We start from the raw sequence: 24,073 nt of genomic DNA, 5'->3' as shown, positions 1-24,073 counted from the left end.
GTTCCGAACGGCATGTTTTGCCGAATGGGACGACCGAGTCGCGGGAGACAGATCATGAAAATCAAAGCGAGCCTTGTGCTCATCGCCGCTGCCAGCCTGAGCGCCTGCGTTTCCTCTCCGCAGCCGACCCGCGTATCGGCGCCGGCTCAGCCTCAGGGCGTCGAAGGCACCTGGGTCGATCCGAACGGCATCGTCTCCTCGTTCCAGGCCGGCACGTTCAACACGCGTTCCAGTGACAGCAACACGTTGCTCGCCTCGGGCACCTATACCAGCCTGTCGCCAACGCTGGTGGAGATCAACATGACGTCGCTGGTGAGAAAGACCCAGTCGCGCGTCAATTGCGCGCTGGTCAATCCGAGCCAGCTCAATTGCACGCAGGACAGCGGCGCCCAGTTCTCGTTGACGCGCCGCAGCTAAGAGTCGGTATTTTTAGTTTTCCGGAACCCCGCCTCGGCGGGGTTTTCGCGTTTGGGAAGAACCACGCGCTCGCACAACCTTGTCATATTTCCCTTGAAACCGCTTGGTCTTGATGAAAACATGCGCTGCACAACGATTGTCACGGTGGGACGCTAGAACAATCGGGGCGAGGCGGCGAGAAGCCGGCCGGTAAAAATAGGAGAGAGAAATCAGATGATGAAGACATTGAGATTTGGGTTGACGACCGCTTCGGTCATCGCCCTTTCAACCGGCGCGGCGCTCGCCGACTACGAGCTCAATATCCTGCACATCAACGACTTTCATTCGCGCATCGAAGCCATCAACAAGAGCGATTCCACCTGCTCGGCGGAAGAGGCCGGAAAGAACGAATGCTTCGGTGGCGCAGCCCGCCTGTTGACGGCGATCAACCAGACCCGCGATGGCCTGAAATCTGAGAACAAGAATGTCATCCTGCTGAACGCCGGCGACAACTTCCAGGGTTCGCTCTTCTACACCACCTACAAGGGTGCGACGGAAGCCGAAGTGTTGAACGCCATGAAGTTCGACGCCATGACCGTCGGCAACCACGAATTCGACGACAGCGACGACGTCCTCGCCACCTTCCTAGACAAGATCCAGTTCCCGGTCGTCACCGCCAATGTCGTGCCGACTGCAGCTGCCAAGATCGGCGACCGCATCAAGCCGTCGATCGTGCTCGAAGTCGGCGGCCAGAAGGTCGGCATCGTCGGCGCCGTCACCAACGACACGCCGGAAATTGCCAATCCGGGCCCGAATATCCAGATCGCCGAAGACGTCGCCAAGATCACCGAAGCCGTGCAGGCCTTGAAAGGCCAAGGCGTCAACAAGATCATCGCGCTGACCCATGTCGGCTATCCGCGCGATCTTGCAGCTATCGCCAAGATCCCGGATGTCGACGTTGTCGTCGGCGGCCACACCCACACGCTGCTCTCCAACACCGTCAAGGACGCCGCGGGTCCGTATCCGACCTGGTCCGACAACCCCGCCGGCTACAAGGTTCCGGTTGTCCAGGCCTACCAGTATTCGAAGTATCTCGGCGACCTGAAGGTCGTCTTCGATGACAATGGCATGGTCAAGGAAGCGAGCGGCGAACCCATCCTGATGGATTCCAAGTTCCAGCCCGATCAGGCCATGACCAACCGGATCAACGAGTTGAAGGCACCGATCGAGGACCTCAAGAAGAAGGTCGTCGGAGCATCCGAAGCGGTCATCGACGGCGATCGCCGCAATTGCCGTGCCAAGGAATGCTTCATGGGCAATCTCGTGGCAGATGCCCAGCTCGACCGTGTGAAGGACCAGGGCATCACCATCTCGATCGCCAATGGCGGGGGCTTACGCGCCTCGATCGACGCCGGCGAAATCACCATGGGTGAAGTCCTGACCGTTCTTCCCTTCCAGAATACGATCGCGACCTTCCAGCTCAAAGGCTCCGACGTTGTCGCCGCGCTGGAAAACGGCGTGAGCCAGATCGATGACGGCGCCGGCCGCTTCCCGCAGGTTTCCGGCCTCAAATATTCCTTCGACAAGTCCAAGCCGGCCGGATCCAAGGTCAGCGACGTGCAGGTCAAGGAAGGCGACAAGTTCGTTCCGATCGATCCGAACAAGACCTATGGCGTCGTCACCAACAACTACGTCCGCGGCGGCGGTGACGGTTACAAGGTCTTCGCCACCGGCGCCCAGAATGCCTATGACTTCGGCCCGAACCTGGAACTGGCGCTGGCCGATTATCTCGGCGCCCACAACCCGTACAAGCCTTACACCGATGGCCGCATCACCGACCTGACGCCGGCGAGCTACACGCCGCCGCCGAAGCCGGCTCCGGCCGCTCCGCCGGCGCCGACCGCTGCAGCCCCGACGGCACCGGCTCCTTCTGCTGCCGCTCCAGCTGCACCTGCGGCCCCCGCCGCCCCGGCTCCCGCTCAGACAGCAGCAGCCCCGGCGACACCCGCTCCGGCGGCACCGGCTGCTCCCCAGCCGGCAGGCCCGACCAAATACACGGTCGTCAAGGGCGATTCGCTCTGGAAGATTGCCGAGAGCACCTATGGCAATGGCGAAGAGTGGACGAAGATTTCCAAGGCCAATTCGCTCTCCAATCCGGACCTCATCCAGGTCGGCAAGGAATTGGAACTGCCGGCGAAATAGGCCATCCTCCTGACTGGACAATTTGTCTCTTGTCAAAATGCCGGTCCGGGCTTTTCCGGGCCGGCATTTGTTTCTAGATAACGTGCAATTCACCGGCGCCTAGCCATTGGAACAAGAGTATCCGCATGTCATCATCATACGCCCACATGCCTCCTGATCATCCCAAAGTGAGTTTCGGTAAGGTCGGCGTGCTGCTTGTCAATCTCGGCACGCCTGACGGCACGGACTACTGGTCGATGCGGCGCTATCTCGCCGAATTCCTCTCCGACCGGCGCGTCATCGAATGGTCACGGCTCTACTGGTACCCGATCCTCTACGGCATCGTGCTCAACAAGCGGCCTCAGAAGGTCGGCAAGGCCTATGAGGAAATCTGGAACAAGGATCTGAACGAGAGCTATCTGCGCACCTACACCCGCAACCAGGGTGAGCTGATGGCCGAACGGCTCAAGGATCTGCCTGATGTCGTGGTGGATTGGGCCATGCGCTACGGCAAACCTTCAATTGCCGAGCGTATTGATGCCTTGAAAGAAAAGGGCTGCGAAAAGATCGTTCTTTTTCCGCTCTATCCGCAATACGCAGCCTCCACGACCGCAACAGTCAACGATAAGGCCTTCGAACATCTGATGAAGCTGCGCTGGCAGCCGGCCGTGCGTACCGTCCCGCCCTATCACGACGATCCGGCCTATATCGAAGCGCTGGCGAACTCCGTTCGGCAGACCTATGCGACCCTCGACTGGGAACCGGAAATGCTGATCGCCTCGTTCCACGGCATCCCGCAATCCTATTTCAAGGCGGGCGATCCTTATTACTGTCACTGCCAGAAGACCGCGCGGCTGCTGAAGGAAGCGCTGGGGCTCACCGACAAGAATTTCATGATCACCTTCCAGTCCCGCTTTGGGCCGGAGGAATGGCTGCAGCCCTATACGGACAAGACGGTCGAGAAGCTGGCGGAAGAAGGCGTCAAGCGCATCGCCGTCATGAATCCCGGCTTCGTATCCGATTGCCTCGAAACGCTCGAAGAAATCGCCGGCGAAGCGGGCGAGATCTTCCATCATCACGGGGGCGAAAAATTCGTGCATATCCCCTGTTTGAACGACAGCGAAGGCGGCATGACGGTGCTCGAAAAAGTGGTGCGCCGCGAACTGCAGGGCTGGGTGTAACCCGGCTCCGCATCCCATCCTCCTGATACCGTCCCGGGTCAGCGCTTCCAGCGAACCGGCAGCTCGATCATATCGCCGTCGGCCGGGATCAGCAGGCGCGACGGGCCGATTCCCGCCGTATCAGCCGCCTGGCGCAGATTTGCGCGCGAAACGGTGGCGTGATCGAGCGCCTCCATATGCACGGCGATCACGGTCGCCTCCGGCGCCGACTGGCAGAGCGCCACGGTTTCCGCCGCATCCATGACGATAAGGTCGCCGTCCCAGCGAGCGCCGCACGAATGGCTGACGATGACATCGGGCGCGACACGCTCCACCGTCTCCAGCACCGGTGGATAAAGGACTGTATCGCCCGCCCAATAAATTACCGGCTCACCGGGCGCGGCAAGCGTCAGTCCCATCACCGACCCCATCTTTTCCAGAACCGGACCAAGCCCGTGGCTGCCCTCGCAGCGCGTGATCGTGATGCCTTGCCAGACGATCTCATTCTTGAGCGGCGTCACATCGACGAAACCTTCGCCGGAGATCGCTGCCTCATCCCCCGGCCGACAGATCAGCGGCAGGTGTTTCGGGACAAGATGCTTGGCCACCGAATCGAAGTGGTCAGAATGGAGATGCGAGACGATCACCAGTTCGACGCCGTGCAAAATCTCCTCCGTGGAAAGCGGCAAGTCCGTCAGTGGGTTGGGAGACTTGCCGGTATAGGACGGCAGGCTGTGCCGGGGCGCGAAATATGGATCGATCAGAATGGTGCGATCCGCATAAGTAAGCTTGAGCGTCGCATTGCGGATCAATTGAAGCTTCATCGAGGCACCTCCTGCAGGACATCGAGACCTAGACCGATCGGCGCTGATGATCCAATGACGGTTTTAGATGGGAGGGCCCTGCCTTTCCATAACTTCCGGCATTCAGCTGGTTTCCTCCGCCCTGAACCCTTCCGTCGCTGCCCTCCAGAAATCCGGATCCTCGTATTCGGTGGGATCCGTGATGCCGGCCAGGTGAAAGGCCTCGCGCCGCTCGACGCAGGTGCCGCAGCGGCCGCAATGGCGCGCGCCGCCCTTATAGCAGGACCAGGTTTCGGCAAACGGCGTGTCGTGTCGCGCGCCGTCGGCGACGATATCCGCCTTCGAGCCATGGACATAAGGCGCAAGCAGCTTGACCGAGGCGTAACCGTCGAGCGCATGGTCCTGCATCGCCTGAAAGGCATCGATGAAGCCCGGCCGGCAATCCGGATAGATGAAATGATCGCCCCCATGCACCGCAATCGCCACCGCCTCCGCCTGTCTTGCCGCAGCAACCCCGAAGGCGACCGCCAGCATGATGGCATTGCGGTTCGGCACGACGGTAATCCGCATCGTCTCTTCCGCATAATGCCCGTCCGGCACATCCAAGTCATCGGTCAAGGCCGAACCGGTAAGCCGGCCACCGATCCCGCGCATGTCGATGATCTCGTGAAAGACCCCGAGCCGCGTGGCGCAGGCGGCTGCGAAGTCGAGCTCCTTGCGGTGGCGCTGGCCGTAGTCGAAGGAGATCAATCCCAACAACTGCTCCTCCGCCGCCATCCTGTGGGCGAGAGAAACGGAATCCAGTCCGCCTGAGCAGACGACAATAACCTTCATCTATGGTGTCCTTGTTTTGACCGGGTAGGCTGCGACCGGAATTTTCAGAGCGCGTTCTAGAACCATCGCCGCCGCTTGTGAATAGGTGAGCTGTTGAATAGGATCGGCAGCGTCCGAACAGGCGGACTGGGAAAGCACAAGAGGGTCAAATGGAGCTGGGTGGGTTCGATATTGTGGTGATCGGCTTCGTATTGCTGATCATTCTGATCCTTTTTGCCGGGATCAAGACCGTGCCGCAGGGCTATCGCTATACCGTCGAGCGTTTCGGCCGTTATACCCGCACGCTGGAGCCGGGCCTCAACCTGATTACGCCGTTCATAGATCGCATCGGCGCCCGCATGAACGTCATGGAGCAGGTGCTGGATATTCCGACGCAGGAAGTCATCACCCGTGACAATGCCAGCGTCTCCGCAGACGCCGTCGCCTTTTACCAGGTCCTCAATCCGGCCCAGGCCGCCTACCAGATCTCCGATCTCAAAAACGCTATCCAGAATCTCACGATGACCAATATCCGCTCGGTCATGGGTTCGATGGATCTGGACGAGCTGCTCTCCAACCGCGAAGTGATCAACGAGCGGCTTCTGAGGGTGGTGGACGAGGCGGTCGGCCCCTGGGGCATCAAGGTCACCCGCGTCGAGATCAAGGATATCCAGCCGCCGGCCGACCTGGTCGAATCCATGGCCCGCCAGATGAAGGCGGAACGCGAAAAGCGGGCTCAGATCCTCGAGGCGGAAGGCTCGCGCAACGCCCAGATCCTGCGTGCGGAAGGCGCCAAGCAGGCGGCGGTGCTAAAGGCGGAAGGCGAGCGCGAGGCGGCCTTCCGGGAAGCGGAGGCACGCGAACGTCTTGCCGAAGCGGAAGCCAAGGCGACCCAGTCCGTCTCTCAGGCGATCGCCGCTGGTGACGTCCAGGCCATCAATTATTTCGTCGCCCAGAAATACACAGAGGCCCTGGCTGAAATCGGCAAGGCCCCCAACTCGAAGATCGTGCTGATGCCGATGGAGGCCTCGTCGCTGATCGGTTCGCTCGGCGGCATCGGCGCCATCGCCCGGGAAGTCTTCGGTGACGGACCAGCGCCGCAGGCGCCGCCGCGCGCGCCCGCGCCTCCTCGTACGCCGACAGGGCCTAAATTGACGACATCGCCCGCCAACCCTTTCGCCCAGCCCTCGACACCTTCTGAGACCTGACGACATGCTTCAAGAACTGGTAAAGGGTCTCGGCCTCTGGAGCTGGTGGATTCTCGGCCTCGTTCTGCTGGCGGCAGAGCTTGCGGCTCCCGGCGTATTCCTGATCTGGATCGGGGCCGCCGCCATCGTCATCGGCACGCTGTCGCTGCTGTTATGGGATTCCGGCTTCTGGACCTGGCAGCTCCAGCTCGTCCTCTTCGCGCTGCTGTCGATCTCCTTCGCCCTTGCCGGCCGCCGATTCTATGCCAAGCGCAGCCAGACGAGTGACGAACCCATGCTCAACCGCCGCGGCGAAAGCCTGGTCGGGCGCACGGCGACCCTTCATGAGCCAATTACTGAGGGCCGCGGCCGCATCCGGCTCGACGATACATGGTGGTCGGTCATGGGTCCTGATCTGCCCGCCGGCACGCAGGTGAAAGTGGTGGCGGCAAGTGGACGCGACCTCACGGTCGAAGTAGCGTAGTTCATCTCGCCCGAGAATCGCTGGGAGCCGAACCCGGCGTCAAGCGACGCCGACGCGCAACAGATCGTGGAAATGCACAATACCAACCGGCCGGCGCTCGTCATCGACCACGAGCAGCGCACCGATACTGTGCTTGTTGAGGATCGCCATGGCGGCCGTGGCAAGCGTCTCTCTGCCGACCGTCTTCGGATTTTCGGTCATTACGTCGTCGACGAGCGTCTCGCCGAGATTGAGATGCAGGTGTCTGGCGATATCGCCATCCGTCACGACGCCACAAAGGCATCCATTTTCATCGACGACGCCGACGCAGCCGAAGCGCTTGCGTGACAGTTCCTGGATCGCTTCGGGCATGGAAACGCCCTTCTTGACCAACGGAAGACGGTCTCCGGTATGCATGAGGTCGCTGACATGCGACAGCATCGCTCCGAGCTTGCCGCCCGGATGGTAGACGCGGAAATCGGTGGCGGAAAAGCCCCTCGCTTCCAGGAGTGCCACCGCCAACGCGTCGCCCATGGCAAGCTGCATCAGCGTCGACGTGGTGGGAGCCAGGCCATGCGGACAGGCTTCCTGTTCCCGCGGCAGCAGCAGAACGATGTCGGCTTCGCGAGCGAGCGTCGAGATTGCGCCTGAGGTCAAGGCGATCAGCGGGATGGAAAAGCGGCGGGTAAAGGAAACGATGCCCTGAAGTTCAGCCGTTTCGCCACCCCAGGACAGCGCGAGCACCACGTCGCCGGGCGCGATCATCCCGAGATCGCCGTGGTTGGCTTCAACCGGATGTACAAAAAAAGAGGGCGTGCCGGTGGAGGCGAGGCTGGCTGCAATCTTGCGGCCGATATGTCCGCTCTTGCCGACACCAGTCACGACCACTCGGCCGTCGATCTCGCCGATCAGTTCCACCGCTTTCCGGAAACTGTCGCCGAGGCCGTTCTGCAGGGCGATCTCAAGCGCATTAAGCCCCTGTTTCCCGAAGGAAATTGTCCTCAATGCGGAATCTACGACGTCGTTTTCGACCAGTTGCAAAGCTCTCTTGATCATGGCGAAGCCTTAGCGCCTTTCGCCTGCCAAGTCCATCAGGTTCGGCATCCCGCGGCCAAGTACGCTGGCGGACACGTTGCCGCAACCAAACATTAACCACATGGCTTTACGTTTGGGTAAGCATTCGATCGCCCAGGCAGGCCCATGACCATCACCACGAAGACAGGCAGGACGCGTGACCGGCGCCGCGCGGCGGTCGGCCTGCTGCTGGCCTGTTCGGCGCTTGCTTCGCCTGCCATCGCCCAGACGGCCAGCCCTTTTCCGCCGCGCAACGGCTCCCTGCCGTCGCTGACAAACACCGCGTCCTCTGCCACGGCGGCCCACCCCGCAACCGGAACGTCGGCACAGCAGCGCGCCAATGCTTCCGATCCGGCTTCCGCCACCGACCAGGCGGATCCGAACATGGCGACCGGCTCGCTGCCGGCAAACACCGGCCGGCCGGATGAAGAGCCCCGTTACGAGGAGGACCTGAACCAACCCTACGAGCAGCCTCTTGATCCGGGCGCCGAACCGCTCGAAGCCCAGGAGCAGCCGCGCGAACCGGGTGACCCGACCGGCATACGGCTGGGGAGTTTTCTTCTTCGCCCGTCGGTGAACAACAGCATAGAGACCGAGCGGACCCGATCGAACGGCGCCAGCACCCGCCGCGACTATCTCTCCACCGCGATCCGCGGCACCCTGTCCTCCGACTGGTCGCGCCATTCGCTGACCGTCACCGGCGAAGGCATATTCGAACGCAACGTTCATGGCGGCCAGGACGACGTTCAGCCGGAGGCCCAGGTCGACGCGGACCTCAGGCTCGATCTGGCGGACGATACGGTAGCCCATATCACCGGCGGCTATCGCTTCAGCCGGGAAGACGACTACGATCCGAATGCCGTCGGCGGCGCAGCGACGCAGCCGGGCGTCCATGAACTGAACGGCGGACTGTCCGTCGAGCGCGACTTCGGCAAGATCCGCGGCACGGCAGCGGTTGACCTCTCCCGTGCCATCTACACAGATGCCGAACTCTCCGACGGCACGGCCATCAGCATGAAGGACCGCAACCGCACCGGCATCGACGGAAGGCTGCGGCTCGGCTACGAGCTTTCGCCCGCGCTCATTCCCTTCGTGGAAGTAGCGACGGGCCACACATTCTACGACCTGAAGCGAGACAGTTCAGGTTATGCCCGCTCCTCGCAGAGCTATGCGGCGCGCACCGGCGTGGAATTCGATCTCGGCGAGAAGCTGCGGGGCGAAATCGGCGCCGGCTACGAACTTGTCGACTACGAGGACAGCCGCCTCAAGTCGGTCGATGCCATCACCTTCAACGGCAACGCCATATGGTCGCCGCAGCGCGGCACTGATGTCGATCTCGGCCTGCGCACCACGGTTCAGGATTCGACTGCACCCGGCCAGAGCGGCTGGGTCGAATATCAGCTGACTGCTGCAGTCGCCCATGAGCTGCGCGACAATGTGGTGGCCCGCCTCACCGGCAGCACGACGCTGCGAGACTTTCCGAGCGGCCAGAGCGACGAAACCGTCTGGGTGGCAGGCGCCGGCCTCAGCTGGGCAATCAACCGCTATCTCGATCTCACTGGCGACGTGGAATACGAACGCGCCGAGGGCGGCAGCTCCGACAATCGCATCGTCCGCGCCGGCGTCGGCCTCACTGTTAAGCGATAGGTCGCAGCCACCCAATACCAGTGGCACATTCCCAAGATGTAAGAGCGCAGGGATACATGCAATTTTCTGTTGCATTTCGCCGATGGGTGTGATGAATTCGCCATACACCTATAGCGAGCAAAGAACTATGGCGGAACTCCGAGATCAGTTAGCTGCAGAATATACCATGCTGCAAAACCAGTACGAGACGTTCGACACCCGGGCACTGACGATCAAGTCATGGTCAGCACCCCTTCTGGCGGGCGGTCTGGGGATCGCGCTGAAGGAGGGCTCTCTCGGGCTGGTGTTGGCGACAGCTCTGGTCGCCCTGTGCCTTTGGTTCCTTGAAGGGATATGGAAATCCTTCCAATACAGCTACATCCATAGAATAGATCTTCTGGAGAGCTATTTCCGGGGAGAGATCGAAGACGGAGCGCTCAGGCCTTATCAGATAAGAAGGGCGTGGATGGAGGAATATGGCCGCTGGTACGGCAAATCCGCAGTGCTTTGGTCTCTCTTGAGGAAACCTTTTGTCTTCCTGCCATATTTGCCGATCGTATTGGCCTGTATTCCGGCGATTGTCTGGATCGTAGAGAACAAAAGATGAAAAGCACCCCTGATGATCTGCCCATCAGGGGTTCTTAGGGCCGTTAAGTCGATCGGCAGCCTTTCCTATTTCAGCGAGGCGAGCAGCGCTTTCATCGGCCCCTCGATCGCCGGGCGGATGTCGGCGCGCTGCAGCGCAAATGCAAGGTTCGCCAGGATGAAGCCGTCCTTGGCGCCGCAGTCGAACGTGTCGCCCTTGAAGGGATAGGCGGCAAACTCCTGGGATTTGGCAAGCGCCAGCATGCCGTCGGTGAGCTGGATTTCGTTGCCGGCACCCCGCTCCTGCGTTTCCAGGATCTTGAAGATTTCCGGCTGCAAGATGTAGCGGCCGTTGATGTAGAGGTTGGACGGCGCGGTCCCCTTGGCGGGCTTTTCGACCATCTGGGTGATCTTGAAGCCTTCGCCCACGGCGTCGCCGACGCCGACTATGCCGTATTTATGCGCCTGTTCCGGATCGCATTCCTGAACGGCCAGCACATTGCCGCCGGTCTGGGCATAAAGATCGACCATGCCCTTCAAGCAGCCCTTCTCGGCCGACATGATCATGTCGGGCAAAAGCACGGCGAAGGGTTCGTTGCCGACGATGTCGCGGGCACACCAGACTGCGTGGCCGAGTCCGAGCGGCACCTGCTGGCGCGTGAAGCTCGCGGTGCCTGCTTTCGGCAGAAGTCCGGCAAGCAGCGTCAGTTCCGCATTTTTGTTGCGCTCGCGCAGCATCTGCTCCAGTTCGTACTGGATGTCGAAATAGTCTTCGATCACGCCCTTGCCGCGACCTGTCACGAAGACGAAATGCTCGATTCCTGCTTCCGCCGCCTCATCCACGACATACTGGATGACCGGCTTGTCGACCACCGTCAGCATTTCCTTCGGCACTGCCTTGGTCGCAGGCAGGAAGCGCGTACCAAGCCCTGCTACCGGAAAGACTGCCTTACGGATCTTCTGTTGTTGTGCCACTCATGCCTCCTGAAGCACTTCATTGTGCGAATTCTGCGACCCTCGGCCTCTAGCGGCGAATTACTACCGTTTCGCAAAGACTGCCGCTGGCCGGATTTCTATGGTAAAGAATTTGTTGACCCTATTCTGTTATTACATCGTTAAGCCGCTTGCCACTCTCGCCGTCAGGCTTGGTTAGAAGAATGGACTCGACTGCCGATGAAAACGTTTCGCACCAACCTCCTGCGCGGATTTTTTATCCCGCTGCTCGGTCTTGCTGCCGCAGGCATGCCGATAGATGCGCGGGCTGACACCGCTTTCAAGACTTGGATCGTAAAATTCTACGAGACCGCCGCCAAGAGCGGCATTAGCCGTTCCACCTATGAAAAGGCCTTTGCCGGCATTACCGAGCCGGACCGGGATGTGCTCGAGAAGGCGGCCTACCAGCCGGAATTCAAGTCGGTGATCTGGGAATATCTGGATTCCCGTGTAAACCCGTACACTGTGCGCATCGGCCGCGAGATGGCGGCGAAATACGGCTCCACCCTGAACGCTCTGGAGCGGCATTTCGGCGTCGACAAGCACATCCTGCTCGCCATCTGGTCCATGGAGTCCAATTACGGCGCGGTCCTGGAAAAGCCGGATCGGCTGCATCACGTGCCGCAGGCGCTCGCAACTCTCGCCTGGGGCGATCCCAACCGCTCCAAATTTGCCCGCACCCAGCTTATCGCGGCGCTGAAGATCCTGCAGTCCGGCGACGTTGCGCCCAAACAGCTGACCGGATCCTGGGCCGGCGCCATGGGGCATACCCAGTTCATTCCGACGAGCTACCTGCTCTATGCAGTCGATGCCGACGGCAACGGCAAGCGCGATATCTGGCATTCGGTGCCCGATGCGCTGGCCACCTCCGCCAATCTATTGGCCAAGAACGGCTGGCAGAACGGCAAGACCTGGGGTTACGAGGCGGTGCTTCCGGCCAACGGTGCCCGTCTGGAGGGCCAGACCAAGACACTCGCCGAATGGGCAAAGCTCGGCTTTGCGCGCCCGAACGGCAAGAATTTTCCGCGCGGCACCGATCGCGCGACGTTGAAGCTGATGGCAGGCGCGAACGGCCCTGCCTTCCTGATGCTGAAGAATTTCTTCGTGGTGAAGCGCTACAACGCCGCCGACAGCTACGCGCTCGCAGTTGGGCTGCTTGCCGACGAACTGGCCGGCCATGGCGGCGTGCAGCAGAGCTGGCCGCGGCCGAACGGCACGCTCGACATCAAGCAGAAATTCGAACTCCAGTCGCGCATGAAGGAACTCGGCTATTACGAGGGCGAAGTCGACGGCAATTTCGGCTCCGGTTCGAAAGCTGCCATTTCCGTCATTCAGAAGCGTCTCGGCATGCAGCCGAACGGCGAACCGTCACGACAGCTTCTCGAAGCTTTGCGTTGACAGGGCGGCGTTTTGCCCCACATCCTTCGGATGAGAATGCCAGAGCGTATGAGGCGCGGTAGAGGCGTGAAGACTTTGCAGGAATCCCGGCAAAACAGGACATGGCTTCGAGCCTTCCTGTTTCTGCTGGCGTTGGTGATCGCGCTGCCGGTCCAGCTACGGACGGCCACGGCTCAGGAACCGGCCCCTCGCCGGAATATCTTCGACATGCTGTTCGGCGGCCCCCGCTACGAGCGTTATGAGCGTTACGAACCCTACGAACCTCGCCCGCGCCGACGCTATCAACGGGATGGCTCGGTCATCGAAATGCGGCCGCGGCCGCGCAATCGAGGCACTGCCGGCCGCGCGGCGCCGCCGCGCCCGCAGCAGCAAGCGATTACGCCGCCTGCGCCGGAACCGGTAGCCAAGCTTGAAAACGCCAAACAGGTCCTCGTGGTCGGCGACTTCATGGCGGGTGGCGTGGGCAGCGAGCTCGAGAACACTTTTGCAATGTCTCCGGGCGTCGTGATCAGCGAGCGCAGCGACGGTTCTTCGGGTCTCGTACGCCAGGACCATTTCGACTGGCCGGGGCAGCTTCCCGTCATGCTGGACGAGCTGAAGCCGACGGTCGTGGTGGTCATGCTCGGCGCCAACGACCGCCAGCAGATGTCGATCGGCAGCGGAAAGGAAAAATTCCGCACCGACGCCTGGTTCAAGGAATACGAGGCGCGCGTCGCCGGACTTGCCGGCATTGTCGCCGCCCGCAAAGTCCCCCTCTTGTGGGTCGGGCTGCCTTCCTTCCAGTCTCCGTCGATGACATCGGATGCGGTGACGCTGAACGCCATCTACCGCAACCAGGTGGAAAAGGCAGGCGGGGAATTCGTCGATATCTGGGATGGCTTCGTCGATGAAGACGGGAAGTTCGTCATCACCGGCTCGGACGTCAACGGCCAGCAGGTGCGCTTGCGCGGTTCCGACGGCATCACCTTCACCAAGGCCGGCAAGCAGAAGCTTGCCTTCTATGTCGAAAAATTCGTTCGCCGATACCTGGGCGAGATGGCAAGTCCCGATCTCGTCAAGCTCGACGGCACCAATCTGCCGCCGCTCGTCACGCTTCCGGCCGCACCGGGCCAGGCCGTGCCGGTACATCCGATCAGCCTGTCGGATCCTGAACTCGACGGCGGCAAGGACCTGCTTGGCGCCGGTCCCTTACCGACCGTCATGGTGGAAACCCCGCGCGACAAGCTGGTCAAACGAGGCGAACTTGCCCCGCCGCCGGCGGGCAGGATAGACGATTATCGGATTCCGGCCGCGGGTGCGGCGACACGTTAGCGATAAGCGCCAACCTCGCCGCAAGCGAAGAGGCTCGCTCTGCGCGATGCTGGAGATGAGATGAAAACGGCGCGGCACTCCGATCTCCCCCTTGAGGGGAGATCATTGGGAGCATGCCGCATGCCTCACATTATTCGTCGGCCTTGCAAAGAGACCCCGCTTACCGCGGCAGGACCGAGCTCCCCATCAGGGCCTCGTCGATCGCCCGCGCCGCCTGGCGGCCTTCACGGATCGCCCAGACCACCAGAGACTGGCCGCGGCGCACGTCCCCTGCTGTCCAGAACTTGTCGACCGAGGTCTTGTAGTCGCGATCGTTGGCGACGACGTTTGTCGAGCCGCGGCGGTCGACATTCAGCGTCAGCTTGCCGTCGAGTTCGGCAAGAACGCCGTCGGCGAGCGGGCCGGAGAAGCCGATTGCGATGAAGGCAAGGTCCGCCTTGATGATGAAATCGGTACCGGCGATCGGCTTGCGGCGTTCGTCGACTTCGCAGCAGCGTACGCCCGTGAGCTGCCCGTCCTCACCGATGAATTCAAGCGTCGCCACTTGGAATTCACGAACCGCCCCCTCCGCCTGCGAAGAAGACGTGCGCATCTTCGTCGCCCAGAAAGGCCAGACGGCGAGCTTGTCTTCCTTTTCCGGCGGCTGCGGGCGGATGTCGAGCTGGGTCACCTTGACGGCGCCCTGGCGGAAGGCCGTGCCGACGCAGTCCGACGCCGTGTCGCCACCGCCGACGACGACCACATGCTTGGCGCCGGCGAGGATCGGATCGGACGGCCAGGCGACGCTCTCGATGTTTTCACGGCCGATGCGGCGGTTCTGCTGCACGAGATAGGGCATGGCATCGTAGACACCATGCAGGTCGGCGCCGGGAATGCCGGCCGGGCGCGGCGTTTCCGAACCGCCGCAATAGAGCACGGCATCGTGCTCCGCCATCAGCTTTTCGACGGCCAGGTCGACGCCGATATTGACGCCGGTATGGAAGGTCACCCCTTCGCCCTTCATCTGCTCGACACGACGGTCGATGAAGTTCTTCTCCATCTTGAAGTCGGGGATGCCGTAGCGCAGGAGGCCGCCGGGCTTCGACTCGCGCTCGTAGACATGCACTTCGTGACCGGCGCGACCGAGCTGCTGGGCAGCTGCCATGCCGGCGGGACCGGAGCCGATGATCGCCACCTTCTTGCCCGTATGGACCGTCGCCGGCTGCGGTGCGATGTAGCCGAGTTCGTAAGCCTTGTCGGCAAGCGCCTGTTCGACGGTCTTGATTGCGACCGGCGCGTCCTCAAGGTTCAGCGTGCAAGCTTCCTCGCACGGCGCCGGGCAGACGCGGCCGGTGAATTCCGGGAAATTGTTGGTGGAATGGAGGTTGCGGATCGCCTCTTCCCACTTGTTGTTGTAGACGAGGTCGTTCCAGTCCGGGATCTGGTTGTGAACCGGACAGCCGGTCGGCCCATGGCAATAGGGAATGCCACAGTCCATGCAGCGCGCGGCCTGCTTGGTGACTTCCGCATCCGACATCGGAATGGTGAACTCGCGGAAATGGCGGATGCGGTCGGACGCCGGCTGATACTTCGCCACCTGCCGGTCGATTTCCAGGAAACCCGTTACCTTGCCCATGTTTTACCCTTTTCAAAGCAGGGTGCCCGTAGGACCCCAATACCAGTAAGCGAAGCCTAGAACCGCCCCCAGCACGATGAATTCCAATGCGACGTTGCCGCTCTCCATGAATGCCGCCGCCGGAACGGCGATGGCAACGATCAGCGAAATCAGCCGGTGAACGACTGCAAAACGGATCACTCCGCCGCGATCCCCATCCGCATCCGCTCCATCTCGACCAATGCACGGCGGTATTCGACCGGCATGACCTTGCGGAATTTCGGCCGGTATTCGGTCCAGCGATCAAGGATCTCCTTGGCGCGGGTCGAGCCCGTGTAGTGCAGGTGGTTGGAGATGAGCTGGTAGAGGCGCTCCTCGTCGTGGCGCGTCATGTCCTCGGAAACGTCGACACGTCCCTTATGCATGAGGTCGCCGCCGTGATGGTGCAGCTTCTCCAGCATGTCGTCCTCTTCCGGAACCGGCTCGAGTTCGACCATCGCCATGTTGCAGCGCTTGGCGAAATCGCCCGTTTCGTCGAGCACATAAGCCACGCCGCCGGACATGCCGGCCGCAAAGTTGCGCCCCGTCTCGCCGAGCACGACGACGATGCCGCCGGTCATGTATTCGCAGCCGTGGTCGCCAACGCCCTCGACGACGGCGATCGCTCCGGAGTTGCGCACGGCAAAGCGCTCGCCCGCGACGCCGCGGAAGTAGCATTCGCCGCTGATTGCGCCGTAGAGCACCGTGTTGCCCACGATGATCGAGTTCTCCGCCACGAGCTTGGAGTTTTCCGGCGGACGCACGATGATCCGGCCGCCCGAAAGCCCCTTGCCGACATAGTCGTTGCCGTCGCCCACCAGATCGAAGGTGATGCCACGGGCGAGGAATGCGCCAAACGACTGTCCCGCGGTACCCGTCAAGGTCACATGGATCGTGTCGTCCTTGAGCCCCTTGTGCCCCCAGCGCTTGGCAAGCGCGCCCGACAGCATCGCACCGGCGGAGCGATCGACGTTCTTGATCGACACGTCGAAGACCACTGGCTCCTTGCTGTCGAGTGCCGCCTGCGACTTCTCGATCAGCTTGCGATCGAGAATGTCGTCGATCGGATGCTTCTGCCGCTCGGTCCAGTAGGTCGCCTGCTTCGGAGCCTCCACCTTGTGGAAGATCTTCGAGAAATCGAGGCCCTTCGACTTCCAGTGGGCGATCATCTCGTCCTTCTCCAGAAGCTCGGACATGCCGATGATGTCGTCGAGCCTGGTGAAGCCGAGCGAAGCAAGGATTTCGCGCACTTCTTCGGCGACGAAGAAGAAGTAGTTGATGACGTGCTCCGGCGTGCCCTTGAAGCGCTTGCGCAGAACCGGGTCCTGCGTCGCGACGCCCACCGGACAGGTGTTCAGGTGGCACTTGCGCATCATGATGCAGCCGGCTGCGATCAGTGGTGCGGTGGCGAAGCCGAACTCGTCGGCCCCGAGCAGCGCCCCGATGATCACGTCGCGGCCAGTCTTCAGACCGCCGTCGACCTGCAGCGCGATGCGCGAGCGAAGTCCGTTCAGCACCAGCGTCTGCTGGGTTTCGGCAAGACCGATTTCCCAGGGGCTGCCGGCGTGCTTCAGCGAGGTGAGCGGAGAAGCGCCCGTGCCGCCGTCGAAGCCCGCAACCGTGATATGGTCGGCGCGCGCCTTGGCGACACCTGCCGCAACCGTGCCGACGCCCACTTCCGAGACGAGCTTCACGGAAATGTCCGAAGTCGGGTTGACGTTCTTCAGGTCGAAGATCAGCTGCGCCAGGTCTTCGATCGAATAGATGTCATGGTGCGGCGGCGGCGAAATGAGGCCGACGCCCGGCGTCGAATGACGGGTCTTGGCGACAGTCGCGTCAACCTTGTGGCCGGGCAGCTGGCCGCCTTCGCCGGGCTTTGCACCCTGCGCCACCTTGATTTGCAGCATATCGGCATTGACCAGGTACTCGGTAGTCACGCCGAAGCGGCCGGAAGCGATCTGCTTGATGGCCGAGCGCTCAGGATTCTGGCTACCGTCCGGCAACGGCATGTAGCGGTCGCTTTCCTCGCCGCCCTCGCCGGTGTTCGACTTCCCGCCGATCCGGTTCATGGCGATGGCGAGCGTCGTATGCGCCTCGCGGCTGATGGAGCCGAAGGACATGGCGCCCGTCGAGAAGCGCTTGACGATATCGACGGCCGGCTCGACCTCGTCCACCGACACCGGCTTGCGGCCGATCGTGTCAGCGGTCTTGATCTTGAACAGGCCGCGGATGGTGTTCATCCGGGACGAGGTCTCGTTCACCATCTCCGCAAATTCGCGGTAGCGGTCCTGGCTGTTGCCGCGCACCGCGTGCTGCAGGGAGGCAATCGCATCAGGCGTCCAGGCATGGCTCTCGCCGCGCATGCGATAGGCATATTCGCCGCCGATATCCAGCGTCGAGGCAAGAACCGGATCCTTGCCGAAAGCCGCATGATGGCGTGCGACGGTTTCTTCCGCGATCTCGGCAAGGCCGATGCCTTCGATCGTCGTGGCAGTGCCGAAGAAATACTTCTCGACCAGTTCCGACGACAGGCCGACGGCGTCGAAAATCTGCGCGCCGCAATAGGACTGGTAGGTCGAAATGCCCATCTTGGACATGACCTTGAGAATGCCCTTGCCCACGGCCTTGATGTAGCGATAGACGATTTCGCTCGCATCCACTTCCTTCGGGAATTCGCCGCGCATATGCATGTCGGTCAGCGTGTCGAAGGCGAGGTAGGGGTTGATCGCCTCCGCGCCGTATCCGGCCAGACAGCAGAAATGATGGATCTCGCGCGGCTCGCCGGTTTCGACCACGAGGCCGACAGACGTGCGCAGCCCTTTGCGGATCAGGTGATGGTGCACGGCCGCCGTCGCCAGAAGCGCCGGGATCGCGATGCGGTCCGGGCCGATCTGGCGGTCGGAAAGCACGATGATGTTGTAGCCGCCCTTGACCGCCGCTTCCGCGCGCTCGCAGAGCCGGTCGAGCATTTCCGGCATGCCTTCGGCGCCGCGCTCGATGTCATAGGTGAAATCGAGCGTCTTGGTGTCGAACCGGTCTTCCGTGTGGCCGATCGAGCGGATCTTTTCTAGGTCGCCATTGGTCAGGATCGGCTGGCGAACTTCGAGGCGCTTGGCATTCGCCGCGCCCTCGTGATCGAGAATGTTCGGACGCGGGCCGATAAACGACACGAGGCTCATGACGAGTTCTTCGCGGATCGGGTCGATCGGCGGGTTGGTGACCTGCGCGAAGTTCTGCTTGAAATAGGTATAGAGCAGCTTCGACTTCGCCGACATGGCAGAGATCGGCGTATCGGTGCCCATCGAGCCCACGGCTTCCTGGCCGGTCGTCGCCATCGGCGACATCAGGATCTTGGTGTCCTCGGAGGTGTAGCCGAAGGCCTGCTGGCGGTCGAGCAGCGACACATCGCGGCGCAGCGCCCGCGGTTCCACCGGCTTCAGGTCTTCAAGGATGAGCTGGGTGCGATCGAGCCACTTGCTGTACGGGTGCTTGGTGGCAAGCTCCCGCTTCAGCTCGTCGTCGGAGATGATCTGGCCCTTCTCCATATCAATCAGCAGCATCTTGCCGGGCTGCAGACGCCACTTCTTGACGATGCTTTCCTCCGGCACCGGCAGCGTGCCGGCTTCGGAGGCGAGAATGATGCGATCGTCGTCGGTCACCATGTAACGAGCCGGGCGCAGGCCGTTGCGGTCGAGCGTCGCGCCGATCTGCTTGCCATCGGTGAAACAGACGGCAGCAGGGCCGTCCCACGGCTCCATCAGGGCCGCATGATATTCATAGAACGCCTTGCGCTCCTTCGACATGGACTGATTGCCGGCCCAGGCTTCCGGGATCAGCATCATCATCGCGTGCGCCAGCGAATAGCCGCCACGCGTCAGGAACTCGAGCGCGTTGTCGAAGCAGGCCGTGTCAGACTGGCCCTCGTAGGAGATCGGCCAGAGCTTTGAAATGTCGTCGCCGAAAAGCGGCGAGGAGACAGATGCCTGACGCGCCGCCATCCAGTTGACGTTGCCCCGCAGCGTGTTGATTTCGCCGTTATGGGCGACCATGCGGTAGGGATGCGCCAGCTTCCAGGAGGGGAAGGTATTGGTCGAGAAACGCTGGTGCACGAGCGCCACCGCCGTCTCGAACCGCGGATCCGACAGGTCCTTGTAGTAAGCGCCGACCTGATAGGCCAGGAACATGCCCTTGTAGACAATGGTCGAGGACGACAGCGAGACCGGATAGAAGCCGGTCTCCTGGCCGCCGAACTGGTCGTAGATGCGGTTGGAGATGACCTTGCGGACGAGGAAGAGCTGGCGCTCGAATTCGGCGTTCGTCGCGGCATCCCGACCGGCGCCGATGAAGACCTGCAGATGATAGGGTTCGGTCGCGGCGATATCGGGCGCCTTTGACAGCGAGGAATTGTCGACCGGCACCTCGCGGAAGCCGAGGAACTGCTGACCTTCTTCCGCAATGGTTTCGACGATCACCTTCTTGAAATGCTCGATCTGCTCGCCATTGCGCGGCAGGAAGAAATGGCCGACCGCATATTCGCCGGCCTTCGGCAGGGTGACGCCCTGCTTCGCCATCTCCTCGCGGAAGAAGCGGTCGGGAATCTGCACGAGAATGCCCGCGCCGTCACCCATCAGCGGATCGGCGCCGACGGCTCCGCGATGCGTCAGGTTCTCAAGGATGAACAAACCGTCCTTGACGATCTGGTGCGACTTCTTGCCCTTCATATGGGCGATGAAGCCGACGCCGCAGGCATCGTGCTCGTTGCGCGGATCGTAAAGCCCCTGGGCAGCCGGAATCCCGGAGGCGACGAACGGAGCGCGAGCTTTCGTCTCGGCAGAGACTTGGGGCTCGGCGCCTGATATCTCGGAGATCATCTTCGTCATCGTCATTCCTCCTGTTGGCCGCCGACCGGCGGGCAAAGTGGCTCTTTATTGTCTCGTCTGGATGACAGGGCTTCCGCCATCCCTACTCATGCGATGGCGCCGCTCCAGCGTCCGCTGCAGCCTTAGCAACCGCAGCATAACCCGGATCGGCGTCCCCGTCAGCGGAAAAGAGGGGCAGAAGGCCCGTCAATTTCCGCAAATTAGGTCAGTCATTCTGTCCTAATTTTCAGTTTCTATGCCATAGATATGAGTTCTTAACAAGAGCCGGTCTGGAAAATCTGCGGCGTAAACGACACTACATTGCGGGATAACGCGTATTCGACGAAATTTAATTACGCCGAATAACAAGAAGGATTCATTTCATTGCCCTCCGCATAGGTCCACTGTGTGACCTTGCCTTTGGCCGTTGATTACCGGACCAAAACGCTTAAGCTCCACTCGCCTTTCAAAGACCATTCAAGGTTCCTCCATGTTTTTTTCTTCCGACAACTGGGCCGGCGCCCATCCCGCCATCAATGAACGCCTGTCGAAGGAATCGACACGCTTTGCCGCGGCCTATGGCACCAGCGATCTGGACAAGGCCGTGGAAGCCCGGTTCAACGAAATCTTCGAGAGGGACGTCTCCGTTTATTTCGTCTCGACCGGCACGGCGGCAAATTCCCTTGCGCTCGCCAGCATCGCCCGCGTCGGGGGCGTTGTCTTTTCCCATTCGGAAGCGCATGTGATCGAGGACGAATGCGGCGCGCCGGATTTCTTCAGCGGCATGCGCATGGTTCCGGTCGAAGGCGAAAACGGCAAGATCGACCCTGAAAAGCTCGCGGCCCGCATTGCTGGCTTCCCGCAGGACTCCGTTCATCACGGCCGTGCCGCTGCCGTCACCCTTACCCAGGCCACCGAAAGCGGCACCGTTTATTCTCTGGGCGAGATCGACGCCATCACCGCCGTCGCCAAGGCGAACGGCCTGCCGGTCCATATGGATGGCGCGCGTTTTGCTAACGCCCTTGTTGCGTTGGATGCAACGCCGGCGGAAATGACGTGGAAGCGCGGTGTCGACCTCCTCTCCTTCGGCGGCACCAAGAACGGCTGCTGGTGCGCTGAAGCGATCATCTTCTTCAATCCTGATCTCGCGAAGGATTTCGCCTTCATCCGCAAGCGCGCCGCCCAACTCTTCTCCAAGACCCGCTTCATCTCGGCACAGTTCGAAGCCTATCTGCAGGATGATCTCTGGCTCAACATGGCAAGCCACGCCAATGCCACGGCCGATCGGCTGCGCGCCGGCATCCGTTCGTTGAACAGCACCAGGCTTGCCTGGGAAACCACATCGAATGAGGTCTTTGCCGTGCTCAACAAGGCTTCCGCCGAAGCGGCGCAGGCCAGAGGCGCAAAATTCTACGACTGGCCGGAACCGAAGAACATGCCGGAACCAGTCAGGGAGGGCGAAATGCTGATCCGCCTCGTCACCTCCTTCGCCACCACCGAGGAAGATATCGACCAGTTCCTGTCAATCTGCCGGGGCTGATCCCGATCTCCCTCTACGGTTGCCCCTGTGGCGCGATCCGCGCCGCAATGAGATCCGACAGCGCTTCCGTGAGTGCGGCATCGGCGCCGCGCCGCGGAACCAGAACGAACTCCACGTCCTCCAGGACCGGCAGGCGGTCGGCAGGCACTTCCTTGAGGCCCGCAGGCGCCATGCTGCGCGGCTGCACCAGAACGCCCATGCCTGCCCGGGCCGCCGCCGTCAGCCCGCTGAGACTTCCGCAGGTACAGACGATCCGCCACGCCATCTTCTCCCGGTCGAGAGCCTCCTGCGCCACCCGTCTGGTGATGGAAGGCGGCGGAAAGGCGATCAGCGGCAGCGCGTCTCCCCGCGACAGCACATGCTCGGGATCGCGCGCCAGCCAGACGAGCGGCTCGCGATAGAGAAGCCGCCCATGCGTTTCGCCGATATGCCGCTTGGCGAGCACGAGGTCGAGGTCGCCGGCATCCTGCATCTGATAGAGCACGGCCGAAAGCGCCACCGTCAGTTCCAGGTCGACCAGTGGATAGAGGCGGATGAAATCCTCCAGAATGGAGGTGAGCCTGTTTGCGACCACATCCTCCGACACCCCGAGCCTCAGCCGCCCCCGCAACCGGCTTTCGCCGAAAAGCGATGCGACCTGCCCATTGAGGTCGAGCATGCCGCGGGCATAACCGAGCAGTGCCTCGCCCTCCGCCGTCAGCCTCACTTGATGCGTGTCGCGAAAAACCAGCTGCCGCCCGAGCGATTTTTCAAGCCGCTGGATATGCTGCGTCACTGTCGATTGCCCGATCCCCAGCCGGATCGCCGCCTCGGTGAAGCTCCCGGTCTGCTGCAGCATGACGAAGCTGTTGAGGTGATGGAGGTTGAGCATCTAAATCGCACTTCGTGATAACTGTTAGTGTTTGCATCGTGCTTCATGATGAGCGATTTGCAAAGTCCACTCAAGGAATGCTGCCTCATGACCCGTTTTCTGCCGGACCGCTTTACGGTCCTCCTCGTCTGCACCGTCATCCTTGCTTCGGTCCTCCCTATCCAGGGAGAGGCGGCGGACTGGTTCGGCACCGCGACCGATATCGCCATCGGCCTCCTTTTCTTTCTGCATGGCGCGCGGTTGTCGCGGGATGTCGTGGTGGCCGGTGTCCTGCACTGGCGCCTGCATCTGACTATCCTCGTGACGACATTCGCGATCTTCCCGCTGCTGGGATTGGCAATCGGCTTCATTCCGGAGAGCATCCTCCCCTCGCCGCTCTACATGGGCATCCTCTTTCTCTGCGTTCTGCCGTCCACCGTCCAATCCTCGATCGCGTTTACCTCCATGGCGGGCGGCAACGTGCCGGCAGCGGTCTGCGCGGCCTCCGGCTCCAATATTCTCGGCATGTTCCTGACGCCTCTGCTCGCGGGCATCCTGCTGTCGACCACCGGCGAGGCCGGCTTCTCCATGGATGCGCTGGAAAAGATCCTGCTGCAGCTCCTCGCGCCTTTCGTGGCTGGGCAGGTCCTGCAGCCCTGGATCGGCGGCTGGATCCGCTCGAAAAAGAAGATACTTGCGCCCGTCGATCGCGGCTCGATCCTGATGGTCGTCTATCTCGCCTTCTCGGAAGCGGTGGTTGAAGGTCTCTGGCATACCTTCTCCGCAGCGGATATCGGCGTCGTCATCCTCCTCGACGTAGCACTGCTCGCGATCGTCCTCTGCCTCACCATGTTCGGCAGCCGGGCGCTCGGTTTCTCGAAAGAGGACGAGATTACCATTACCTTTTGCGGGTCGAAGAAGTCGCTGGCAAGCGGCGTGCCTATGGCCAACGCCATCTTCGCCAGCCAATCCTCTTCGATCGGCGCAATCGTCTTGCCGCTGATGCTCTTCCACCAGATCCAGCTGATGGTCTGCGCCGTCATCGCCCAGAAATATGCTGGCCGGCTGAAGAGAGAAGAAGAAGTAACCGCAGCAGCGGCAGCCTGAATCGGCATAGGGGGCGATTTAATCAATCGCACCCCTGCCACACCACCCGGCATGCGGGTCCGCACCGGGCGGTTTGAGAGATTGAGGCTAAGCG

At 61.7% G+C, this 24,073-nt stretch carries 19 protein-coding genes; 11 read left to right on the top strand and 8 right to left on the bottom strand.

Features of this window, described 5'->3' with window-relative positions; translation table 11 throughout:
- Nucleotides 1-54 precede the first annotated feature (54 nt).
- From omp10 to hemH, 3 genes are all read left to right on the top strand, one after another.
- On the top strand, nucleotides 55-417 hold the full coding sequence (gene omp10, locus EDE05_RS23105; protein WP_105374528.1) for an outer membrane lipoprotein Omp10: 363 nt from the start codon (nucleotides 55-57) through the stop codon (nucleotides 415-417).
- A gap of 213 nt (nucleotides 418-630) precedes the next feature.
- Nucleotides 631-2,598, top strand: a complete 1,968-nt coding sequence (locus EDE05_RS23100) for a 5'-nucleotidase C-terminal domain-containing protein (protein WP_105374529.1) — start codon at nucleotides 631-633, stop codon at nucleotides 2,596-2,598.
- A 125-nt stretch (nucleotides 2,599-2,723) separates the two neighbouring features.
- Nucleotides 2,724-3,758: a ferrochelatase gene (gene hemH, locus EDE05_RS23095; protein WP_105374530.1), complete on the top strand. Its 1,035-nt coding sequence runs from the start codon at nucleotides 2,724-2,726 to the stop codon at nucleotides 3,756-3,758.
- A 38-nt stretch (nucleotides 3,759-3,796) separates the two neighbouring features.
- On the opposite strand, the gene EDE05_RS23090 is transcribed toward hemH, so the two are convergent.
- On the bottom strand, nucleotides 3,797-4,561 hold the full coding sequence (locus EDE05_RS23090) for an MBL fold metallo-hydrolase (RefSeq protein WP_105374531.1): 765 nt from the start codon (nucleotides 4,559-4,561) through the stop codon (nucleotides 3,797-3,799).
- A gap of 102 nt (nucleotides 4,562-4,663) precedes the next feature.
- Nucleotides 4,664-5,374 (bottom strand): 7-cyano-7-deazaguanine synthase QueC, encoded by a 711-nt coding sequence (gene queC, locus EDE05_RS23085; RefSeq protein WP_105374532.1) that lies wholly within the window; start codon nucleotides 5,372-5,374, stop codon nucleotides 4,664-4,666.
- A 149-nt stretch (nucleotides 5,375-5,523) separates the two neighbouring features.
- Here queC and EDE05_RS23080 point away from each other — a divergent pair, with 149 nt between their 5' ends.
- Nucleotides 5,524-6,561: an SPFH domain-containing protein gene (locus EDE05_RS23080; RefSeq protein WP_105374533.1), complete on the top strand. Its 1,038-nt coding sequence runs from the start codon at nucleotides 5,524-5,526 to the stop codon at nucleotides 6,559-6,561.
- A gap of 4 nt (nucleotides 6,562-6,565) precedes the next feature.
- Nucleotides 6,566-7,024 carry an NfeD family protein gene (locus EDE05_RS23075; protein ID WP_105374534.1) on the top strand — a complete coding sequence of 153 codons (459 nt, stop codon included), beginning with the start codon at nucleotides 6,566-6,568 and terminating at the stop codon, nucleotides 7,022-7,024.
- Nucleotides 7,025-7,063: 39 nt separating this feature from the next.
- On the opposite strand, the gene EDE05_RS23070 is transcribed toward EDE05_RS23075, so the two are convergent.
- Entirely contained in the window at nucleotides 7,064-8,059 is a 996-nt protein-coding gene (locus EDE05_RS23070; protein WP_105374535.1) for a KpsF/GutQ family sugar-phosphate isomerase, read from the bottom strand.
- A gap of 144 nt (nucleotides 8,060-8,203) precedes the next feature.
- Here EDE05_RS23070 and EDE05_RS23065 point away from each other — a divergent pair, with 144 nt between their 5' ends.
- Both EDE05_RS23065 and EDE05_RS23060 read left to right on the top strand, forming a co-directional pair.
- Nucleotides 8,204-9,724, top strand: a complete 1,521-nt coding sequence (locus EDE05_RS23065; protein ID WP_105374536.1) for an outer membrane beta-barrel protein — start codon at nucleotides 8,204-8,206, stop codon at nucleotides 9,722-9,724.
- A gap of 127 nt (nucleotides 9,725-9,851) precedes the next feature.
- Nucleotides 9,852-10,310: a hypothetical protein gene (locus EDE05_RS23060; RefSeq protein WP_105374537.1), complete on the top strand. Its 459-nt coding sequence runs from the start codon at nucleotides 9,852-9,854 to the stop codon at nucleotides 10,308-10,310.
- A 65-nt stretch (nucleotides 10,311-10,375) separates the two neighbouring features.
- On the opposite strand, the gene galU is transcribed toward EDE05_RS23060, so the two are convergent.
- Nucleotides 10,376-11,263: a UTP--glucose-1-phosphate uridylyltransferase GalU gene (gene galU / locus EDE05_RS23055; RefSeq protein ID WP_105374538.1), complete on the bottom strand. Its 888-nt coding sequence runs from the start codon at nucleotides 11,261-11,263 to the stop codon at nucleotides 10,376-10,378.
- 198 nt (nucleotides 11,264-11,461) lie between these two features.
- Here galU and EDE05_RS23050 point away from each other — a divergent pair, with 198 nt between their 5' ends.
- Together EDE05_RS23050 and EDE05_RS23045 are read left to right on the top strand one after the other, a co-directional pair.
- Nucleotides 11,462-12,679 (top strand): lytic murein transglycosylase, encoded by a 1,218-nt coding sequence (locus EDE05_RS23050; protein WP_105374539.1) that lies wholly within the window; start codon nucleotides 11,462-11,464, stop codon nucleotides 12,677-12,679.
- 66 nt (nucleotides 12,680-12,745) lie between these two features.
- A complete protein-coding gene (locus EDE05_RS23045; RefSeq protein WP_245423007.1) occupies nucleotides 12,746-13,990 on the top strand; it encodes a DUF459 domain-containing protein in 1,245 nt (414 codons plus the stop codon).
- 160 nt (nucleotides 13,991-14,150) lie between these two features.
- Here the strand turns inward: EDE05_RS23045 and EDE05_RS23040 are convergent, their stop codons facing one another.
- From EDE05_RS23040 to gltB, 3 genes are read right to left on the bottom strand one after another with little or no spacing between them, the layout of a single operon-like run.
- Nucleotides 14,151-15,605 carry a glutamate synthase subunit beta gene (locus EDE05_RS23040; protein ID WP_105374541.1) on the bottom strand — a complete coding sequence of 485 codons (1,455 nt, stop codon included), beginning with the start codon at nucleotides 15,603-15,605 and terminating at the stop codon, nucleotides 14,151-14,153.
- A gap of 12 nt (nucleotides 15,606-15,617) precedes the next feature.
- Entirely contained in the window at nucleotides 15,618-15,785 is a 168-nt protein-coding gene (locus EDE05_RS26965; protein ID WP_157949107.1) for a hypothetical protein, read from the bottom strand.
- Nucleotides 15,782-20,503 carry a glutamate synthase large subunit gene (gene gltB, locus EDE05_RS23035; protein WP_105374542.1) on the bottom strand — a complete coding sequence of 1,574 codons (4,722 nt, stop codon included), beginning with the start codon at nucleotides 20,501-20,503 and terminating at the stop codon, nucleotides 15,782-15,784. The genes EDE05_RS26965 and gltB overlap by 4 nt, the downstream gene beginning before the upstream one ends.
- A 469-nt stretch (nucleotides 20,504-20,972) precedes the next feature.
- On the opposite strand from gltB, the gene EDE05_RS23030 reads away from it, so the two are divergent.
- Entirely contained in the window at nucleotides 20,973-22,022 is a 1,050-nt protein-coding gene (locus EDE05_RS23030) for a low specificity L-threonine aldolase (protein WP_105374543.1), read from the top strand.
- Nucleotides 22,023-22,035: 13 nt separating this feature from the next.
- On the opposite strand, the gene EDE05_RS23025 is transcribed toward EDE05_RS23030, so the two are convergent.
- Nucleotides 22,036-22,893, bottom strand: a complete 858-nt coding sequence (locus EDE05_RS23025) for a LysR family transcriptional regulator (protein ID WP_105374544.1) — start codon at nucleotides 22,891-22,893, stop codon at nucleotides 22,036-22,038.
- An 87-nt stretch (nucleotides 22,894-22,980) separates the two neighbouring features.
- On the opposite strand from EDE05_RS23025, the gene EDE05_RS23020 reads away from it, so the two are divergent.
- Nucleotides 22,981-23,979, top strand: a complete 999-nt coding sequence (locus EDE05_RS23020) for a bile acid:sodium symporter family protein (RefSeq protein ID WP_132413209.1) — start codon at nucleotides 22,981-22,983, stop codon at nucleotides 23,977-23,979.
- The last annotated feature ends 94 nt before the right edge of the window (nucleotides 23,980-24,073 follow it).

This window comes from Neorhizobium sp. R1-B (assembly GCF_004368875.1).
Classification (GTDB): Bacteria; Pseudomonadota; Alphaproteobacteria; order Rhizobiales; family Rhizobiaceae; genus Neorhizobium; species Neorhizobium huautlense.
Note: the sequence above shows the minus strand (reverse complement) of the source record. Positions and strands in the feature narration are given on the sequence as shown.

Coding starts and splice junctions, on each gene's coding strand:
- EDE05_RS23090 (WP_105374531.1), bottom strand. CDS start 4,561: ATGAAGCTTCAATTGATCCGCAATGCGACGCTCAAGCTTACTTATGCG.
- gltB (WP_105374542.1), bottom strand. CDS start 20,503: ATGACGAAGATGATCTCCGAGATATCAGGCGCCGAGCCCCAAGTCTCT.
- EDE05_RS23070 (WP_105374535.1), bottom strand. CDS start 8,059: ATGATCAAGAGAGCTTTGCAACTGGTCGAAAACGACGTCGTAGATTCC.
- EDE05_RS23020 (WP_132413209.1), top strand. CDS start 22,981: ATGACCCGTTTTCTGCCGGACCGCTTTACGGTCCTCCTCGTCTGCACC.
- hemH (WP_105374530.1), top strand. CDS start 2,724: ATGTCATCATCATACGCCCACATGCCTCCTGATCATCCCAAAGTGAGT.
- EDE05_RS23040 (WP_105374541.1), bottom strand. CDS start 15,605: ATGGGCAAGGTAACGGGTTTCCTGGAAATCGACCGGCAGGTGGCGAAG.
- EDE05_RS23025 (WP_105374544.1), bottom strand. CDS start 22,893: ATGCTCAACCTCCATCACCTCAACAGCTTCGTCATGCTGCAGCAGACC.
- EDE05_RS23030 (WP_105374543.1), top strand. CDS start 20,973: ATGTTTTTTTCTTCCGACAACTGGGCCGGCGCCCATCCCGCCATCAAT.
- EDE05_RS23075 (WP_105374534.1), top strand. CDS start 6,566: ATGCTTCAAGAACTGGTAAAGGGTCTCGGCCTCTGGAGCTGGTGGATT.
- EDE05_RS23065 (WP_105374536.1), top strand. CDS start 8,204: ATGACCATCACCACGAAGACAGGCAGGACGCGTGACCGGCGCCGCGCG.
- EDE05_RS23080 (WP_105374533.1), top strand. CDS start 5,524: ATGGAGCTGGGTGGGTTCGATATTGTGGTGATCGGCTTCGTATTGCTG.
- omp10 (WP_105374528.1), top strand. CDS start 55: ATGAAAATCAAAGCGAGCCTTGTGCTCATCGCCGCTGCCAGCCTGAGC.
- EDE05_RS23050 (WP_105374539.1), top strand. CDS start 11,462: ATGAAAACGTTTCGCACCAACCTCCTGCGCGGATTTTTTATCCCGCTG.
- EDE05_RS23100 (WP_105374529.1), top strand. CDS start 631: ATGATGAAGACATTGAGATTTGGGTTGACGACCGCTTCGGTCATCGCC.
- queC (WP_105374532.1), bottom strand. CDS start 5,374: ATGAAGGTTATTGTCGTCTGCTCAGGCGGACTGGATTCCGTTTCTCTC.
- EDE05_RS23060 (WP_105374537.1), top strand. CDS start 9,852: ATGGCGGAACTCCGAGATCAGTTAGCTGCAGAATATACCATGCTGCAA.